General features: G+C 58.7%; 17 protein-coding genes. 3 read left to right on the top strand and 14 right to left on the bottom strand.

Annotated elements, in window-relative coordinates; genetic code table 11:
* Positions 1–51: 51 nt before the first annotated feature.
* The 14 genes from F451_RS0105745 to leuC form a co-directional block, all read right to left on the bottom strand.
* Positions 52–546 carry a CvpA family protein gene (locus F451_RS0105745; protein WP_020680401.1) on the bottom strand — a complete coding sequence of 165 codons (495 nt, stop codon included), beginning with the start codon at positions 544–546 and terminating at the stop codon, positions 52–54.
* A 62-nt stretch (positions 547–608) separates the two neighbouring features.
* Entirely contained in the window at positions 609–1,166 is a 558-nt protein-coding gene (locus F451_RS0105740; protein ID WP_020680400.1) for an SPOR domain-containing protein, read from the bottom strand.
* Between the two features lie 160 nt (positions 1,167–1,326).
* Positions 1,327–2,607: a bifunctional tetrahydrofolate synthase/dihydrofolate synthase gene (folC, locus tag F451_RS0105735; protein ID WP_020680399.1), complete on the bottom strand. Its 1,281-nt coding sequence runs from the start codon at positions 2,605–2,607 to the stop codon at positions 1,327–1,329.
* A gap of 93 nt (positions 2,608–2,700) precedes the next feature.
* Positions 2,701–3,564 (bottom strand): acetyl-CoA carboxylase, carboxyltransferase subunit beta, encoded by an 864-nt coding sequence (gene accD / locus F451_RS0105730; RefSeq protein ID WP_020680398.1) that lies wholly within the window; start codon positions 3,562–3,564, stop codon positions 2,701–2,703.
* 40 nt (positions 3,565–3,604) lie between these two features.
* A complete protein-coding gene (trpA, locus tag F451_RS0105725) occupies positions 3,605–4,408 on the bottom strand; it encodes a tryptophan synthase subunit alpha (protein WP_020680397.1) in 804 nt (267 codons plus the stop codon).
* Positions 4,409–4,433: 25 nt separating this feature from the next.
* The gene (gene trpB, locus F451_RS0105720) at positions 4,434–5,654 is read right to left on the bottom strand and encodes a tryptophan synthase subunit beta (protein ID WP_020680396.1); all 1,221 of its coding nucleotides are present in this window, start codon (positions 5,652–5,654) and stop codon (positions 4,434–4,436) included.
* The gene (locus F451_RS0105715) at positions 5,638–6,264 is read right to left on the bottom strand and encodes a phosphoribosylanthranilate isomerase (protein ID WP_020680395.1); all 627 of its coding nucleotides are present in this window, start codon (positions 6,262–6,264) and stop codon (positions 5,638–5,640) included. Before F451_RS0105715 ends, trpB begins: the two co-directional genes overlap by 17 nt.
* A 52-nt stretch (positions 6,265–6,316) precedes the next feature.
* A complete protein-coding gene (gene truA, locus F451_RS0105710; protein WP_020680394.1) occupies positions 6,317–7,162 on the bottom strand; it encodes a tRNA pseudouridine(38-40) synthase TruA in 846 nt (281 codons plus the stop codon).
* 4 nt (positions 7,163–7,166) lie between these two features.
* Positions 7,167–10,043: a FimV/HubP family polar landmark protein gene (locus F451_RS0105705; RefSeq protein ID WP_083928356.1), complete on the bottom strand. Its 2,877-nt coding sequence runs from the start codon at positions 10,041–10,043 to the stop codon at positions 7,167–7,169.
* Between the two features lie 199 nt (positions 10,044–10,242).
* Complete coding sequence (locus F451_RS0105700) at positions 10,243–11,259, bottom strand: aspartate-semialdehyde dehydrogenase (RefSeq protein WP_020680392.1); 1,017 nt, start codon at positions 11,257–11,259, stop codon at positions 10,243–10,245.
* A gap of 105 nt (positions 11,260–11,364) precedes the next feature.
* A complete protein-coding gene (gene asd / locus F451_RS0105695; protein WP_026291538.1) occupies positions 11,365–12,477 on the bottom strand; it encodes an aspartate-semialdehyde dehydrogenase in 1,113 nt (370 codons plus the stop codon).
* Between the two features lie 89 nt (positions 12,478–12,566).
* Positions 12,567–13,649: a 3-isopropylmalate dehydrogenase gene (gene leuB / locus F451_RS0105690; protein WP_020680390.1), complete on the bottom strand. Its 1,083-nt coding sequence runs from the start codon at positions 13,647–13,649 to the stop codon at positions 12,567–12,569.
* A gap of 9 nt (positions 13,650–13,658) precedes the next feature.
* Positions 13,659–14,306: a 3-isopropylmalate dehydratase small subunit gene (gene leuD / locus F451_RS0105685; RefSeq protein ID WP_020680389.1), complete on the bottom strand. Its 648-nt coding sequence runs from the start codon at positions 14,304–14,306 to the stop codon at positions 13,659–13,661.
* An 18-nt stretch (positions 14,307–14,324) separates the two neighbouring features.
* Positions 14,325–15,746 (bottom strand): 3-isopropylmalate dehydratase large subunit, encoded by a 1,422-nt coding sequence (gene leuC / locus F451_RS0105680; RefSeq protein WP_020680388.1) that lies wholly within the window; start codon positions 15,744–15,746, stop codon positions 14,325–14,327.
* Between the two features lie 166 nt (positions 15,747–15,912).
* On the opposite strand from leuC, the gene F451_RS0105675 reads away from it, so the two are divergent.
* The 3 genes from F451_RS0105675 (at position 15,913) to phaC (ending at position 18,949) form a co-directional block, all read left to right on the top strand.
* A complete protein-coding gene (locus F451_RS0105675; RefSeq protein WP_020680387.1) occupies positions 15,913–16,806 on the top strand; it encodes a LysR family transcriptional regulator in 894 nt (297 codons plus the stop codon).
* A 92-nt stretch (positions 16,807–16,898) separates the two neighbouring features.
* A complete protein-coding gene (locus tag F451_RS0105670) occupies positions 16,899–17,885 on the top strand; it encodes a poly(R)-hydroxyalkanoic acid synthase subunit PhaE (RefSeq protein WP_020680386.1) in 987 nt (328 codons plus the stop codon).
* Complete coding sequence (gene phaC, locus F451_RS0105665; protein ID WP_020680385.1) at positions 17,882–18,949, top strand: class III poly(R)-hydroxyalkanoic acid synthase subunit PhaC; 1,068 nt, start codon at positions 17,882–17,884, stop codon at positions 18,947–18,949. Before F451_RS0105670 ends, phaC begins: the two co-directional genes overlap by 4 nt.
* The last annotated feature ends 15 nt before the right edge of the window (positions 18,950–18,964 follow it).

Genomic DNA, 18,964 nt, shown 5'->3' with positions numbered 1-18,964 from the left:
TCAAACCAGTTCAGAAAAGCCTTGATGAAACCTGCCGCTACGGATGTTCAACTAGCGTCCAACATTCCATATTGCACGCACGACGTCCTGCGCCAAATCACGTGTCCAGGATTCCATTTGAATAAAATGGGGAATTAGACGCGAATCATGCCACCAGGGATCCTGCGTCGCGGGAGTAATGCCTAACAGCGCTACCATAACCACGATCAGCAAAGCCCCGCGGGCAAGTCCGAAACCTATTCCAAGTATACGGTCGGTGCTACTCAGCCCGGTGGCCTGCACCAGCGCTACAATCAGCGCACTGATGAGGGCGCCAACGATCAGGGTAGCCAGAAAAAGGATAGCAAAGGCCACGGCAACACGCGCCGATGGCATTTCGATGTAGTCCTGCAACACCAGGCTCAGGGGAGCCGTAAAGAGTCGCGCGACTATGAAGGCCGCTACCCAGCTTGCCAGGGACAGAGCTTCCTTGACGAAGCCCCGTTTCAGGCTGAAAAGCCCTGAAATGGCGATGATAGCGATGATGGTCCAGTCAGCCCAGTTCATTATTCCGGTCGGATCCTTTAAACAGCGCGCATTCTAACAGAGGGCCTGACACAACCCAATGCTCACTGTGTGGTAAAACGCACGATAATACCGTTGAGATCGAAATCCTTCTTGAGCTCTGCCTGCAGCGCTTCAAGCTTGCTTCTTTGTATATCGGGCCCTACGTAGACCTTTACCAGCTCGCCGATACGTCTTGTGTACACCTTGTGGCCCGAACCTACCAGTTTCTTGCGCAACGACTTGGCGTTTGCCTCGTCCTTAAAGCTCGCCAGCTGCAGTGTCCAGGCGACCGGAACATTCTGCTCATCCAGCACCGGCGTATCGGCACTCAGCTCCAGATCCGGCGCCACCGGCTGAGCGTCCCGCACCGGTACGACGGCCTCGACCACAGGTTCGATATCGCGCGGCTGGAGCGCGGGCGCAACCGCCTGTGTATCGGGCAATGCCTCTAACTGCGGCTCGATACTCACAATCTCGGCAAGCTCCGGCCCTGGCGGAATATTGCTCGGCAGATGCCGCTCCCGATAGCCATCACCATCAAAAAACAACGGAATGAACACCAGCGCTGCCACCAGGACCGCCGCTGTACCTACCAACCGCTGTCGGAGTCCGTCATTCATGCTTGCGCCCCTTCATTCAAACAAGTTCCCTTTACACATCGTCCCGGTGACTGTGACACCGGGAATTCCACAACATCCATTCCGCCCGGGCATTTCCCGATACTCCGGCCTGTGCCGGAAAATCTGGCAGGCCCCAACGACACTCGCCCGCCTTAGCGTGTCAGGTGCTGCGCTCAAGCTGCTCCAGAGCCGCGCTCACCGTAAAGAAGGAACCGGCAATGAGCACCCGATCCGCCGCCCCTACATGCTGGCGCACACCGGACAGGGCAGACGGCACATTTTCATAGGTCCAGCACTGCGCCTGCGGGTCCAATACATGCATGCGCTGGGCCAGTGCCTCGGCGCTCTGACCGCGCGGCCCGCCCAGACTGGCAAAGTGCCAGCACTGCCCCACCGGCTGAAGTGCCGTCAATACACCGCTAACATCCTTGTCGCCGAGCATTCCCAGCAGAACGTGCAGGCGACCGGCGGGCGGCGATTTGGCCAGACGACCGGCGATATACTGCGCCGCCTGGGGGTTATGGGCCACATCCAGAATACATTCAGTATCGCCGAGCATCAGCTGCTGCATCCGTCCGGTCATCGTTGCGGCACGCAGTGCCGACTCGATCGCCTTGCGCGATGGCGACTCAAGCAGCAGATGCAGCACCTGCAGCGCCGTGGCCGCATTGGGCAGCGGCAACACTGGCAATGGCAGATCTGTCAGCTCAACCGCAACGCCTGCTCGCGTATGACCCTGCCAGCACCAACCGGACGACAGCTCCTGATACGCAAAGTCAGTGCCGACCTGGTACATAGACGCACCGAGCTCGTGCGCCACGGCGGCCACGGACTCGGGCGGCTCGGGATCCCCACACACCGCTGCAGTACCTGCACGGAAAATGCCCGCTTTCTCACGGCCGATCAGTTCACGCGTATCACCCAGCCAATCGGTATGATCCAGCGCCACAGTGGTCACCACGGCAACCTGGGGATCAACGATATTCACCGCATCCAGACGTCCGCCCAAGCCCACTTCCAGCAGCACCACATCCGGCGCCTGCTGCGCAAATATTTTCAATGCAGCCAGGGTGCCATACTCGAAGTAGGTCAGCGCAATAGTGCCACGCGCCGCTTCAACCGCGGCAAACGCCTCACACAGCACGGCATCGGACACTTCCGCGCCATTAATGCGAACGCGTTCGTTATAACGCAGAAAATGCGGCGAGCTGTAGCAGGCCGTACTGTAGCCGGCACTACGCAGCATATGATCGAGGAACGTCTGCGTCGATCCCTTGCCATTGGTGCCGGCGATGGTAACAACCTTGCTGCGAGGAAAGTCCAGCGCAAGCCTGGCGGCAACGTCCCGCACGCGATCCAGGCCCAGCTCAATATCACTGGGATGACAGGCTTCAATACGTTCAAGCCATTCACTCAGATTCTCAGGACTGCCAGATAACATTTAAGTTTCATCCGCTAAAAGCTAAACCGGGGCCGACCGAACCGCCTGATCAGTGATCAGCGGCCCGGCGACCCCGGATTCGAAGGCGCTGAATCAAGCTTCGCTATAGTGCGTAAGCTTGCGCAACAGCGAGCTGATTCGCTCGCGAAGTTCCTTGCGGTGAATAATCATATCCACCTGACCGTGCTCCAGCAGAAACTCGCTGCGCTGGAAGCCTTCGGGCAACTTTTCGCGCACCGTCTGTTCGATAACGCGAGGACCGGCAAAACCAATCAGCGCCTTGGGTTCGGCGATATTGAGATCACCCAGCATGGCAAGACTCGCCGATACGCCACCGTAGACGGGATCGGTCAGCACCGAGAAGTACGGAATGCCCGCCTGGCGCATTTTTTCCAGCGCCGCACTGGTTTTGGCCATCTGCATCAGGGAGGTCAGTGCCTCCTGCATGCGGGCACCACCGGAGGCTGAGAAGCACACAAGCGGAATACCCTCTTCCAGGCACACATTGGCGGCACGCACGAAACGCTCGCCCACCACAGCCCCCATGGATCCGCCCATGAAGCGGAATTCAAATGCAACCGCGACCACCGGCATTCCATCCAGCTCACCGCGCATGGCAACCAGGGCATCCTTCTCGCCAGTTTCCTTCTGTGCCGCTGACAGGCGATCCTTGTACTTTTTCGAGTCCCGGAACTTCAGGCGATCAACCGGCTCAACGTCGGCACCAATCTCGCGCAGGGTGTCGGCATCCAGAAACATCTCCAGACGCTTGCGGGCACCAAGGCGCATATGATGGTTACACTTGGGGCAAACGTTCAGGTTCTTGTCCAGCTCCGGACGGTACAACACCGCCTCACACTTGGGGCATTTCTTCCAAAGCCCTTCCGGCACGTTGGATCGACGGTTCTGGGCGTTACGCGCCAGTGAAGGGACAATTTTTTCCAGCCAGTTACTCATGTTGCTCCAATCCCTGTGCGGGAAAACTGTTCAACGATTTTCAGGCATCCATTGCGGCACGCATGCCGGCAATAATACGGGATACCTGCGCGGGAATCTGCTCCGGCTGAGCCACCAGCTCAGCAATGCGATTAACCAGCACACTGCCGACGATAACGCCATCAGCGACCTGGGACACCGCCCGGGCGGACGCATCGTCACGAATACCAAAACCGACACCCAGCGGCATGTCGGTATGACGGCGCACCTGTTTCAGCTTTTCTTCCACGGCCGCAACATCAAGCGCTGCGGAACCGGTCACGCCCTTGAGCGAGACATAGTAGACATAGCCGCTGCCCTTCTCACACACCGATTTGATGCGGGACTCGTCGGTCGTCGGCGCCAGCAAATAGATCACGTCGATCTCGGCCGCGCGCATGACCTCGACAAACTCGTCGGACTCTTCCGGCGGCAAGTCCACCGTCAGAATGCCATCGACACCGGCGGCCTTGGCGCGCGCGGCGAAATTGGCGTAGCCCAAGACTTCAACCGTGTTGAGGTAGCCCATCAGCACGATGGGAGTCTGGCTGTCGGTTGTGCGGAACTCCGCCACCATGTCCAGTACGTCCAGCAGGCGGGTACCATGCGACAGGGCGCGTTCACAGGCCAGCTGAATCACCGGGCCATCCGCCATGGGATCGGAGAAAGGCACACCCAGCTCGAGAATGTCGGCCCCGGCCTCAACCATCGCGTGCAACAGTGGCACGGTGACCGCCGGCGACGGATCGCCTGCTGTCACATAGGGAATCAGCGCCTTGCGTCCGGCCGTCTCCAGGCGGGCGAAACAGTCTTTAATACGACTCATGTCAATCTGTACTCCAGCAATTCGCTTAGACGTCGATACCATCGAGGCTGGCAACGGTGTGAATATCCTTGTCGCCGCGCCCGGACAGGTTAACGACGATAATCTGGTCTTTGCGCATGGTACGGGCAAGCTTGAGTGCATAGGCCACCGCGTGGCTGGACTCCAGCGCCGGCATAATGCCTTCAACCTTGGTCAGGGTGCGGAACGCGGCCAGTGCCTCTTCATCGGTGGCATCGACATATTCGGCGCGACCCGCATCCTTCAGCCAGGCGTGTTCAGGCCCGACACCGGGGTAATCAAGACCTGCCGACACCGAATGGGTTCCCAGAATCTGGCCCGCGTCATCTTCCATCAGATAGGTGCGGTTGCCGTGCAGCACGCCCGGACGCCCGGCCGACAGGGGCGCGGCATGCTGACCTGTTTCAATGCCATAACCGCCCGCTTCAACGCCGTACATGCGAACGTCCGCATCTTCGATAAAGGGATGGAACAGACCGATGGCATTGGAGCCGCCGCCCACACAGGCGACCAGCGCATCCGGCAGGCGACCGATCTGATCCAGGCTCTGCTGGCGGGCTTCGCGACCGATAATGCTCTGGAAATCCCGCACCAGCTTGGGATAGGGGTGCGGCCCTGCGGCCGTACCGATAATATAATAGGTCGAATCGACATTGGTGACCCAGTCGCGCATGGCTTCGTTCATGGCGTCTTTGAGCGTGCGGGTACCGGACTCCACCGGCACCACGGTGGCACCCAGCAGTTTCATGCGGTAGACGTTCAATGCCTGACGGCGTACGTCTTCAATGCCCATGTACACGACACATTCAAGCCCCAGGCGCGCCGCTACAGTCGCGGAAGCAACACCATGCTGCCCGGCACCGGTTTCAGCAATCACACGCGGCTTGCCCATTTTCTTGGCAATCAGCGCCTGACCGATGGTGTTGTTCACCTTGTGCGCACCGGTATGGTTCAGGTCTTCGCGCTTGAGGTAAATCTGCGCACCGCCATTTTCCCTGGACAGTCGCTCAGCATGGTAGAGCGGCGACGGACGACCCACATAGTGTGCCAGGTCCTTGTCGAACTCTGCCTGAAATTCCGGATCCCGCCACAGCGATTCGTAGGTACTTTCCAGTTCCTGGAGTGCCCCAATCAGTGTTTCGGAAACGAAACGACCGCCGTAGGGACCAAAATGTCCGCGATCGTCCGGTAACTGCATCAGCGCAGCCAGCTCAGCTTTTGTCGGCACGTGCCACCTCTTCGATAAACTGCTTCAGTTTATTGTGATCTTTGATACCTTTTGCCGCTTCAACGCCTCCACTGACGTCCACGGCAAAGGGGCTGACCTGCTCTATGGCAGATCGAATATTATCCGGATTCAAACCGCCCGCCAGAATGATCTGCGGTCGCAACGACACCGGTATGCGTGCCCAGTCAAACGCCTCGCCAGTACCACCCGGCACTCCGGCCCGATATGCATCCAGCAGAACACCGCGGGCGTCGGGATATTCCCGCACGCGAGCGGCAATATCCACCTCGGGTTTCATGCGCAGCGCCTTGATATAGGGGCGATTAAAGCCACCACAGAATGCTGCGGACTCATTGCCGTGAAACTGCAGCAGGTCGACGCCCGTGCTGGCCACGACCTGCTCGATGTAATCCGGTGCCGCATCGACGAACAAGGCGGTGGTCGTCACGAACGGCGGCAGGCCTGCGATGATGCTTGCCGCCACCTCGGGCGTCACACAGCGCGGGCTCTTGGCATAAAATACGAAGCCCAGCGCATGAGCCCCTAACCGTACCGCAGCCAGTCCGTCTTCGAGTCGAGTGATACCGCAAATCTTGACGCGTGTAGTCACGAACGTTGATCCTGTGAAAACGCACGATAATAACAGAAGGCCTGCCCGAAAGTCAGTCCGCCCCGGCCAGGAAATAGGGCCCAAGCGGCGATGGCGGCAGCTCGAAATGCGCCGGATAACGCACATCGACAAAATACAGCCCGTAGGGCGGCGCCGTAATGCCTCCCTTGCGCCGGTCCCGCGCCTGCAACACCGCCTGCGCCCACTCAGGCTCCGCCTCGCCGGCGCCCACTTTCATCAGCACACCTGCAATATTACGCACCATATGGTGCAAAAACGCATTGGCCTGCACATCAATAACAATCAGCTCTGCGGCCTGATAGACCTGCAGCACACGGACCTCGCGCACCGGACTCTTGGCCTGGCAGCCAATGGCACGGTAAGAGGTAAAGTCGTGCTCACCGACAAGATAGGCCGCCGCTGCGTTCATGCGCACAATATCGAGCTTCTTGTGGGTCCAGGTGACGCCGCGGGCGAGCAGCGCGGGCTTGACCGCAGCCGAGCGGATCAGATAACGATAACGCCGCTCCCGGGCACTGAAGCGGGCATGAAATTCAGTATCGACCCGACGGGCCCACTGGATTGCAATATCATCCGGCAGATTGGTATTGGTGCCCAGCACCCAGGCCCGCTCATCGCGGCGCGCCGTACTATCAAAATGAATGATCTGATAAGTGCCGTTTACACCGGCATCGGTACGCCCTGCACAGACAACGCTGATCGGCTCGTTGGCGACCCGACTCAGGGCCTTTTCCACCGTTTCCTGCACACTGGGAACATTGTTGGTTTTCTGTGTCTGCCAGCCCCGGTAGGCAAAGCCTGCATACTCAACACAGAGCGCATAACGGACGGGGGCGATCGAAATCGCCCCCGGGGTAGTTTCTGTTTCGGACTTCATGAATTTACGCAATAGACTCCATCAGTTTGCGAGCTTCCTGCTGCTGGACATCGCTACCTTCGCTCAGTATCTCGCTCAGTATATCCTTGGCGCCGTCGCGGTCTTCCATATCGATATAGGCACGCGCAAGATCAAGCTTGGTTTCGACTTCGTCAGTCCCTTCGAGGAAACCCATGTCTTCAAACCCGCGATCTTCGTCATCGGCGCCACTTTCGTCAAGCGCAATATCATCATCTACGGAGCCAAGCAGCGCTTCCAGCTCAGTATCCAGATCCATGTCATCGTCGAGGGATACCTCGAGATCGTGGTCATCCTCGTCCAGCGACAACGCTTGAGCATCGACGGCATCCGCTTCAGGACCTGACTCAGACTCCAGCGCAGCCAGCATCGCATCGAGATCATCGTCGTCGCCATGATACTCCAACTCAACCTCATCCGGCGCCTCGCCCACCTCAGCGGGCATACTTTCGGCCAGCAAGTCATCAAGATCATCCAGCGCCTCTTCCGGCTCGACTGCAGCCGGCTCATCCCCGGCGGCCTCGCCTGTCTGCGGCGGATTGAAGACTAACGCATCATCCAGTTCAAACTCGAGCGCATCGTCATCGGAGTCGACAGACTCGCTTTCTACGGCGGGCTGCACGACCGCTTCGGGCGTCGGCTGCTCATCCAGGACATTCTCCACCGGTGCGCCAGCTTCTTCCTCTTGATTGAGATCGGCATCAGGCTGTGCAAATTCGACTTCCGGCGCCGCATCCGAAGCCGCTTCCACCTCGGGCTCAGCTTTGCCCTTGTGTGCATCGATCAGATCATCATCCTGTGCCAGATCCAGCGGCGCTACCTGATTCAGGCGGAAATCAAGCCCGTCATCCTCATCGCTGACACTGGTCTCAACCTTGCTGCCCGGGCGGTAATCGGACACTTCTTCTTCCGCCGATCTGGGAACATTGCTGGCCTCAATGACCGAGTCCAGCCCCAGGCTTTCGAGTGTTTCTTCAGGCTCTTCAAACTCCTCGACCCCGGTATCCAGCTGCCCCATGCCAGAGCGCAGGGCAGCACGTTCGGCTTCAGCCTCATCGCCGGGCGCCAGGCCCAGCAGATCATCCAGGCTATCATCGAAGTCGTCATCGACGTCAGCAACCTGGCTCTTGGCCGGCGCCTCTTCTTCAAAGTCCGTATCAAGGCCCAGGTCGAACTCATCGTCTTCAAATAACGGACGATCTGACGATGCTTTAGGTTCGGTACTGGCGGCTGCTGCAGTAAGTGCAGCGTCATCTGCAAGATCCAGGTCCAGGTCAAGATCCAGGTCAAAATCAGCCGCATCCGCTGCAGCGCCCGTCGGAACATCCTCGGACTGAGTCTCTGACGCGACGGTGTCCTGCTCGGATTCCGGCTCCTCAGCCGGTATCCAGACCGCCGTTGCGCCGGCAGTGGCAACCGCTGCACCGGCCAGTGCAGCACCTGACTCCTTATTCATCTCATGACGTGTTTCCAGGTGCGTGTCATCACTCGCATCCTCGCCGTCATCATCACGCCGCCTGCGCCCAAGCGCGATAAGACCGACCAGCAAGCCACCCAGGACGGCACCCAGTCCCGCCATGTAGGCCGGCGTTTGGAGCACTGTTTCAATGATGCCGGACGGCGTTTTGGGCGCTGGTGCTGCGGAGGACTCAGGCACCGCCGCAGCAGGCTGAACCTGTTGCAATTGATCCTGCAACGCAGCCAATTGCTGGTCTTTGAGTTCCAGCAGGCGCTGCAGGGTTTCCATCTGCTGCGAGATGGCTGTCAGTTTGTCATTGAGCTCGCTATTCTCGCGTTCGATCTTGTCGACCGACTCCTGAGTCACGGCGAGGCGGTTTTCCAACTCTTCATTACGGCGCAGCAGTTCGGCTTTTTCCGGGTCCGTTATCGACGCTTCGGCCACCTTGGCGGAACCCGTTTCATCCTGAGCCGTGTCAGCCTGATCAGGCGCGCTCAGTATTTTCAGCTGCCCCTCTCCCGCCGCTACCGCTGCGGGCTGCGCATCATCCGGGGCTAGCGGCTTTTTTTTTGAGCCGTCCTGCTGTGGCGCACTGGGCGCGGGCGCCGCTGTACCCGCTTTCCAGCGCTGCATCTGCCGCGCCACTTCGTTGGCAGCCTCTCGGGCACTTAACGCCTTCACTTCACTCGGACTCGGAATGTCGAGCACGACACCGGCCTTGAGGAAATTGATATTGGAACTGGGGAATGCCTGGGGATTTTTGCGCTGCAAGGCCAGCATCATCTGGTTGATATTGGCACCCGCCGGCAAATGCCGCTTGGCCAAACCACCCAGGGTATCGTTGGTTTCAACGAACACCTGTGTCTGCGCATTCATATTGGTACGAATGTTGTTCGCCGGGGGGCGGGAACGCGATGGCGGTGCAAACACCGGCTGCGGTGCCGGCACGGCGGCACGGGCGACCTGCGCAGGCTCCGGTGCGGTGCTACCACCAATGGCAGCGGCCTGAAACGCAGGCGGATCCAGCAGCACGGTATACTCGCGCACCAACCGGCCATTGGGCCAGTTCACCTCTACCAGCAAATTGAGAAAGGGTTCGCGCACCGGCCTGCTCGAGGTCAACCGAATGCTGCCGGTACCGTTCTGATTGATATTAACCTTGAATTTAACATCGGACAGCAATCTGGAACGATCAATGCCGGCCATTGCAAACTGATCCAGATCCGCCATTTTCGGCAGGACCTGCATCGGATCCAGATCGCGAACCTGCAGCAGTTGAATCTCCGCATCGAGCGGCTCATTCAAGGCTGACTTGATTCGGATTTGCCCCAGACCCAGAGCATGCGCCTGACTGGCCCCTAGGACTCCCGCTACAGCTAGACTTAAAGCAAGTTTACGCCACATCTGCTTTTTCCTTTTGTCCACTGGCTGATTACGCCATCAAATCAGACAGTTGCGATTCCGAATATCGAACAGAGTATTATTTATAAAGTAGGAGACGGTCAAGGAAAGCACCGGACCAACTTCCTGAATTACGCCTTAACCCACTTTTATCAGGAAAAAATAGCATTAAAAAAGGGCCGCAGCCCTTTTAAAGTCGATTTTACAAACCCGACTGAATCAGCAGCTCGGCGATCTGAACCGCATTCAACGCAGCCCCCTTTCGCACATTGTCAGACACGACCCACAGATCGATGCCGTTCTCGCTGGAAAGGTCTTCACGAATACGGCTGACAAAAACGGCATCTTTGCCCGTCGCCTCAGTCACTGGCGTGGCCCAGCCACCGGCCAGCGCTTCATCAACCACCTCGATGCCGGGTGCCATCTGCAGCATTTCGCGCACTTCAAGCGCACTGATCTGCTCGCGGGTCTCGATATGCACCGCTTCGCTATGACCAAAAAACACCGGAACGCGCACGCAGGTCGGATTCACACCGATATCCTCATCTTCAAGGATTTTGCGTGTTTCAGTGACCATTTTCATTTCTTCGCGTGTATAACCGCTGTCATCAAAATCATCGATTTGCGGCAGTACATTGAACGCCATCTGCTTGGGGAAAATCTGCGTATCGACCTCTTGCGCATTGAGCAGCAACGCAGTCTGACGCGCCAGTTCTTCCACCGCCTTGCGACCACCACCGGACACCGCCTGGTAGGTTGCCACATTGATCCGCCGAATACCTACGCTACGGTAGATGGGCGCCACGGCCACCAGCATCTGGATAGTCGAACAGTTGGGGTTGGCAATGATACCCGTGTGCTCATGAATCCGCTCCGGGTTTACCTCCGGCACGATCAGCGGCACCTCGGGCTCATCACGGAAACAGGAACTGTTGTCGATCACCACGCAGCCAGCCTCCACAGCCTGGGGCGCGTACTCGGCAGCGACATCACTGCCTGCAGAAAAGAGCGCGATCTGTACCTGCGAAAAATCAAATTCGGCCAGATTTCCCACACGGCGGGATTTGCCGTTGAAATAAATCACGGAGCCTGCGGAGTTATCACTGCCCAGCGGGTACAGGTTTTCAACCGGAAAGCCACGGGACTCCAGCAGCTCGATCATTGCCTCGCCAACAAGGCCAGTCGCCCCAACCACTGCGACGTTATAGGTCTGACTCATCACATCTCCAAAAGCAGGCCAGCCCGAACGTGTCGGGCTGGCGGAAAACCTGGCGACCAATACGCATCGCCGGGTTCAAATTGTATAACTGCACAAAGGCAGCAATTAGCTGGCCATCAGGATTCGCAGCATGCGGCGCAACGGTTCGGCCGCGCCCCAGAGCAACTGGTCGCCAACACTGAAGGCATTGAGGTATTCGCCGCCCAGATTCATTTTGCGCACGCGACCCACAGGTACCGACAGCGTGCCGGTGACCTTTGCAGGCGTAAGCTCGCGCATGGTCAGCTCACGGTCGTTGGGCACCAGCTTCACCCAGTCGTTGGCATCGGCAATCATGCCTTCGATCTCATCCAGCGGAATGTCTTGCTTCAGCTTGATGGTAAAGGCCTGGCTGTGGCAGCGCATTGCGCCGATACGTACACAGGTGCCATCAATGGGAATCGGCTGTGCCGAAAGCCCCAGAATCTTGTTGGTTTCGGCAACGCCTTTCCATTCTTCGCGCGTCTGGCCGTTATCCAGCGGGCTGTCGATCCAGGGGATCAGACCACCGGCCAGCGGTACGCCGAAATTATCGATTGGCATCTGGCCGCTACGCAGCGTTTCAGCCACCTTGCGATCGACATCCAGAATGGCACTGGATGCATCCAGCTGGTCCGCCACGGAACCGTGAATGATGCCCATCTGGCTGATGAGCTCGCGCATGTGACGTGCGCCACCACCGGATGCGGCCTGATAGGTCATGGACGTCAGCCATTCGATCTGGCCCGCCTTGAACAGGCCACCCAGGCCCATCAGCATCAGCGATACGGTGCAGTTACCGCCTATAAAATTCTTTACGCCGCGGCTCAGGCCATCTTTGATGACATCCAGGTTGACCGGATCCAGCACGATCAGGCTATCGGCGTCCATACGCAGCGAAGAGGCTGCATCGATCCAGTAGCCCTTCCAGCCCGCAGCACGCAGCTGGGGGAAAATGTCCTTGGTGTAGTCGCCACCCTGGCAGGAAATAATCGCATCCATCTGCTTGAGCTCATTAATGTCCTGAGCGTCTTTCAGAGCCGGAATGGATTTGCCAATATCCGGACCGGCTTCGCCGACCTGGGAGGTGGTGAAGAACACAGGCTCATCGATCTGGTCGAAATCCCGCTCGTCCCTCATGCGTTGCATCAGCACGGAACCAACCATTCCGCGCCAACCTACAAAACCTACACGTTTCATTCTTTTCCCCACTGATTGGAAAGATAACAAACGACAAAAGCCAGCCTGTATCAGGCTGGCTTCTTGCTGCCCTGATTAAGCGACGCCTGTCAGGCGTTCAGCGCACGCAACACAGCGTCACCCATCTCCGACGTACTGGCCGCCTGCATGCCGGCCGACATGATGTCAGCGGTACGCAGATTCTGATCCAGCACCTGACTCACCGCCGCCTCGATTTTATCCGCAGCGTGCGGCGCCGCCAGAGAGTAACGCAACATCATAGCGACTGAGAGGATCGTTGCCAACGGGTTGGCGATACCCTGGCCCGCAATATCCGGCGCCGAACCATGGCAGGGCTCGTACATGCCCTTGCCGTTTTCATCCAGTGACGCCGAGGGCAGCATGCCGATGGACCCGGTCAGCATCGCCGCCGCATCCGACAGAATGTCGCCGAACATGTTGCCGGTCACCATGACGTCGAACTGCTTGGGCGCGCGCACCAGTTGCATGGCGGCATTGTCGACGTACATGTGCGACAGCTCGACATCCGGGTACTCGGCCGCCAGATCCGTCATGATCTCGCGCCACAGCACGGTCACTTCCAGCACGTTAGCCTTGTCGACGGAGCAGAGGCGCTTGTTGCGGGCCCGCGCCGCCTCAAAGGCCACGCGGCCGATGCGTCGAATTTCGTTTTCGTCGTAGACGTAGGTGTTGAAACCTTCGCGCACGCCGCCTTCCTTGACGCGCACACCGCGGGGCTGGCCAAAATAAATACCGCCGGTCAGCTCACGCACGATCAGAATATCAAGCCCGGCAACCACTTCAGGCTTGAGGCTGGATGCATGGGCCAGCTGCGGATACAGAATGGCCGGACGCAGGTTACCAAACAGCCCCAGTGCCGAACGAATGCCCAGCAGCCCCTTTTCCGGACGGATGGCGAAATCCGGGATGGCATCCCATTTGGGACCGCCGACGGCGCCGAGCAGAATCGCATCGGCAGCCCGGGCAGCGGCCAGGGTGGCTTCGGGCAGCGGCTTGCCGGTCGCATCAATCGCCGCGCCCCCCACCAGCTGCTCTTCAAGCTCAAGACCCAGTTCGAACTGGCTGTTCACGTGCTCAAGCACCTTGCGCGCTTCACGCACAATCTCGGGACCAATGCCGTCACCGGGCAGAATCAGAACTTTCTTGCTCATGAACGCTTCCTATTTCGTAGTATCAAACAGCCAGGGCGCGGCTACGCGGCGGCGCGCCTCGTAGGCATGAATATCATCGGCATGCTGCAGCGTCAGACCAATATCGTCCAGCCCGTTCAGCAGGCAGTGCTTACGAAATGCATCGATGCTGAACTCGATCTTGCTGCCATCCGGCTTGCAGACCACCTGCTGTTCCAGGTCAATGGTCAGTGCATAGCCTTCAGTCGCCTGGAGTTCGTCAAACAGCTGATCCACCACCGCCTCATCCAGCACGATGGGCAGCAGGCCGTTCTTGAAGCAGTTGTTGTAGAAGATATCGGCAAAGCTCGGCGCGATTATGGCCCGAAAGCCAAAGTCTTCCAGCGCCCAGGGCGCGTGCTCGCGGCTTGAACCGCAGCCGAAATTCTTGCGCGCGAGCAACACACTGGCGCCCTGATAACGCGGCTGGTTAAGCACAAAATCCGGATTCAGTGGACGCTGACTCGCATCCTGGTCAGGCTGACCTTCATCCAGGTAACGCAGCTCATCGAACAGGTTCTGGCCAAAGCCACTGCGCTTGATCGATTTCAGAAACTGCTTGGGGATGATCAGGTCAGTATCGACATTGGCACGGTCCATCGGCGCGACAGTGCCCTTATGCAAGGTAAACTTCTTCATAGCGGGTCTCCTTCGCGTTTAGTGTTTGACGAATTCGCGCACGTCGACAAAATGGCCGGCAATGGCCGCTGCCGCCGCCATCGCGGGGCTCACCAGGTGCGTACGACCACCAAAACCCTGCCGCCCTTCGAAATTACGGTTCGACGTCGACGCACAGTGTTCGCCCGCGCCCAGTTTGTCCGGGTTCATCGCCAGACACATGGAGCAGCCCGGCTCACGCCATTCAACACCGGCTTCTATAAAGATCTTGTCCAGGCCTTCGGCCTCCGCCTGCGCCTTGACCAGGCCAGAGCCCGGTACAACCAGCGCCTGTTTCAGCGTGGAAGCGACCTTGTGCCCCTTCACAACGGCTGCGGCTTCGCGCAGGTCTTCGATGCGGGAATTGGTGCAAGAACCGATAAAGACCCGATCCAGCTGAATCGCAGTAATGTCCTGATCCGCCTGCAGACCCATGTACTGCAGCGCGCGGCTGTAACCTTCACGCTTGACCGCATCGGTTTCAGCAGCAGGATTCGGCACCTTGCCACTGATACCGGTGACCATTTCCGGCGACGTGCCCCAGGTGACCTGAGGTTCGATATCAGCCGCGTTGATCTCAACCACGGCATCGAACTGCGCATCGGCATCGGACACCAGGTCTTTCCAGGCTTCCACCGCCCGGTCCCAGTCCTCGCCCTTGGGTGAATAGGGCCGCCCCTTGACGTAATCCACGGTAACCTGGTCGCAGGCCACGAGGCCGACGCGCGCGCCCGCCTCGATTGCCATGTTGCAGATCGTCATGCGCCCTTCCATCGAGATGCTGCGCATGGCCGTGCCGCCAAATTCGATCGCATAGCCGGTGCCGCCAGCGGTGCCAATCACACCGATAACATGCAGGATCACATCCTTGGCGGTCACGCCGGTCCCCAGCTCGCCGTCGATGCGTACCAGCATGTTGTTCATTTTTTTAGTAATCAGGCACTGGGTCGCCAGTACGTGCTCAACTTCAGAGGTACCGATACCGTGTGCCAGGGTCGCGAAGGCGCCGTGGGTCGAGGTGTGCGAATCACCGCAGACCACCGTCATGCCCGGCAGCGTCGCGCCCTGCTCCGGGCCAATCACGTGCACGATGCCCTGGCGCAGGTCGTTCATCTTGAATTCGGTAATACCAAAGGACGCACAGTTGTCGTCCAGCGTCTGTACCTGAATGCGCGAAACGGGGTCAACGATCCCCTGCACACCGCTCGAGCGGTCGGTTGTCGGCACATTGTGATCCGGCGTTGCCAGGTTTGCATCGATACGCCAGGGCTTGCGATTGGCTAAACGCAGACCTTCGAATGCCTGCGGTGACGTCACTTCGTGCAGCAGGTGCCTGTCGATATAAATCAGCGCACTGCCATCGTCGTTCTGGCGCACCAGGTGGTCTTGCCACAGTTTGTCGTACAGCGTTTTACCGGCCATCGTTCGCTCCTCTCAAATCGGCTGACAACTCTTTGCAGGCTCAGCCCGCAGCAATATGTACGCATCCTATGCCAGCCCCTCACACAAAACAAATTCATTATTTTTATACTTTGAATTCCAAACAGGAATACATACACTATTCCATCGATCACGTCAGGCATGCCCCATGGATACAAACACACTGCAGGCCTTTGTCTGTGTTGCACAAACAGGCTCCTTTTCCCAGGCCGCGGCTCAATTATTTCTGACCCAGTCAGCTGTCAGCAAGCGCATCTCCCTGCTGGAAGACCAGCTCGACACCCGCCTGTTCGACCGCATCGGCCGCCATATCAGCCTGACCGAGACCGGGCGCGCATTGCTGCCACGCGCCAACCGCATATTGCTGGAGCTGGATGACGCCCGACGCATGATCGGCAATTTATCGGGGGAAGTACGGGGGCCACTGAGCCTGGCGGCCAGCCATCACATCAGCCTGCACCGCCTGCCACCGATTCTCAAGGCCTACCGCCAGCGCTACCCCGCCGTGACGCTGGAGCTCAAATTCGATGAATCCGAACGCGCCTTTGAGGACATTCTAAAGGGGGACCTGGAACTTGCACTCATCACCCTCGCGCCCAGTCCCCATACCAGCATACGCTCCCAGACCATATGGCAGGATCCGCTGCATTACGTCGTCGCCAGGGAACACCCGCTGGCAGGCAAAACACAACTGTCGCTACAGGAACTGACACACTACAGCGCCATACTGCCTGGCAGCAGCACCTTTACCCGACAGCTGGTCACGGAACAATTCGAGCAACTGGGCCTGGCATTGCATGTGGGCATGTCCACCAACTACCTGGACACCATTCGCATGATGGTCAGCATCGGCCTGGGCTGGAGTCTTTTGCCCGAGTCGCTGATAGATAACGACCTCAAGGTGCTCGAACTGGGCTCCGCCCCCATCGTGCGGCAGCTGGGCTACATCTACCACCGCGACCGTACGCTTTCCAATGCAGCCCGCCAGTTTGTCGAACTGCTGCGCGAACTGGGCGAATCCGCGCCCGGGGGGGCCAACTGAACGCCACTGCGGTATGCTGGCCGCATCACCGCTTCATAACAGCCATGGGGCTGTATTAAAATGGACATCCGCAAGGCACCCGGAGACACCTTTTGACCGACGATTTTCGTACTTTGATGGAAGCATGGCTCAAGCAGCAGCAAGCCTACTGGGCGCAGCTGTCCGCCACCGAACCATCAGCGCAAAGCGTCTGGGGTGATCTTTTTGGCGCAACCAGCGGCGCCCAGGCCGGCCCCGACTCCCAGTCCGATACAGAGCCGACCCAACGCATCCTCGCTCAGCTTGCGGGCCAGATTCTCGTGCTGAATCAATATGCCGAGCCCTTTTTCAAGGCCCTGCAGCCCGCCTCATCCAGCGCCAACCTGACGCGAGTCCTGGAGCTCTGGCTGCAAGCACTGCAACAACAGGCCGGCAGCGATGCGACCGAGCGCTGGAAACTGCCGGAAGCGCTCTCGGCCCTGCTGCAGGCATCGGGCCTGGACGAGGCACAGCTACGCGACGGCGCCGCGCTGGAAACGCTCTGCCGTCTGTTTGGCGGCCCGGGCATGAGCACAGATAACGCCAGAACACAGGCCATGGATGCCATGCACCTGCTGGCAGACTACCAGCAGGCGCTGCAACAATACCTGGGCCAGATAAGGGAAGTAAGCCAGCACGCAGCCACCTCGCTGCTTGACGCGCTCCAGCACACGGACACACCCGCCACGTCCCTGGGTGCATTGCACGATCTGTGGGTTGACCACTATGAGCTGGCTTATCGACAGCAGGCCTTCAGCGAAGCCTTTCAAGCCGCTCATGGACACATCTCCAATGCCCACATGCGCCTGCAGCTTTTCGCCCAGCGCGTACGCGACACCCAGCTCAATGCGGCGGGTCTTGCGACCCAGCACGAACTGCAGCAATTGCGTCGGGATGCGCACCTGCTGCGCAAGCAGGTACGCAAACTCCAGCAGGAACGTGCAGCCACGCCTGACCACACTGCAGCCATGAACGCATTGCGCGCCGAGTTCGAAGCCCTGCGCAACGAAATCAGGCAGCCCCCCGGCGCAGAGCCGACTGCCAGGAAGCGGAGAAAATGAACGGAATCAAGCTGGATGCCAGCAAGGTCACCGAGGAAGTGCAGGCCTATCACCGCAAGCTTATCGACAGCTGCGACACCCTGTCCGCTATCCGTACGGTTGAAGTAGGCTCCTCTGCGTCCGAGGTCATTTACCGTCAGGACAAACTCCAGCTGCGCCACTATATCAGTGAGCACCCGAAAAAATGCCGCACGCCACTGCTGATCTGTTATGCACTGGTGAACAGGCCCTACGTGGTTGATCTGGATACCCGCCGCTCATTGGTAAGGAAGCTGCTGGCACTGGGTATCGATCTGTACCTGCTGGACTGGGGCTACCCGGATGCGAACGATAGCCACCTCGATCTGGACGACTACATTAATGACTATCTTGATAACTGTGTCGACCAGGTACGACAGCACAGCGGACACGGCAGCATCAATCTGCTGGGCATCTGCCAGGGCGGCACCTTCAGCCTGTGTTACAGCGCAATCTACCCGGATAAAATCAAAAATCTGATCACCCTGGTGACACCCGTTGACTTTAAGACACCGGATAACCTGTTAAGTCACCTGGCACAGAATGTCGATGCCGACCTTGCCGTACAGACCTATGGAAACATTCCCGGCAGCATGCTCAACGATGCGTACAAGGCACTGATGCCCATGCGCCTGGGCATACAAAAGCAGCTGCGCATGCCCGATCAACTGCAGGACCGGGACAAGGCGCTCAACTTTCTGCGCATGGAAAAATGGATCGATGACAGCCCGGATCAGGCCGGCGAAGCCTTTCGAGAGTTCATTAAGGAATTCTTTCAGCAGAACAAGCTGATACAGGGGCGTATCATGATTGGCGACAAGGCCGTCAAGCTGGAAAACATCCACCAGCCGCTACTCAACATCTATGGCGAACTGGATCATCTGGTACCGCCTTCAGCGTCGGTCGCGCTCGCAGACTACGTATCCAGTAAGGATTATGAAGCCCTGCCGGTTGACGCGGGCCACATCGGAATATTCGTCGGCACCCGCGCCCAGAACCTGCTTGCACCCCATATCGCACAGTGGCTGCTGCGACGTGATGACTGAGCGCTGACAGCCAAA

Source organism: Marinobacterium rhizophilum DSM 18822 (assembly GCF_000378045.1).
GTDB classification, from domain to species: Bacteria; Pseudomonadota; Gammaproteobacteria; order Pseudomonadales; family Balneatricaceae; genus Marinobacterium_A; species Marinobacterium_A rhizophilum.
Note: the sequence above shows the minus strand (reverse complement) of the source record. Positions and strands in the feature narration are given on the sequence as shown.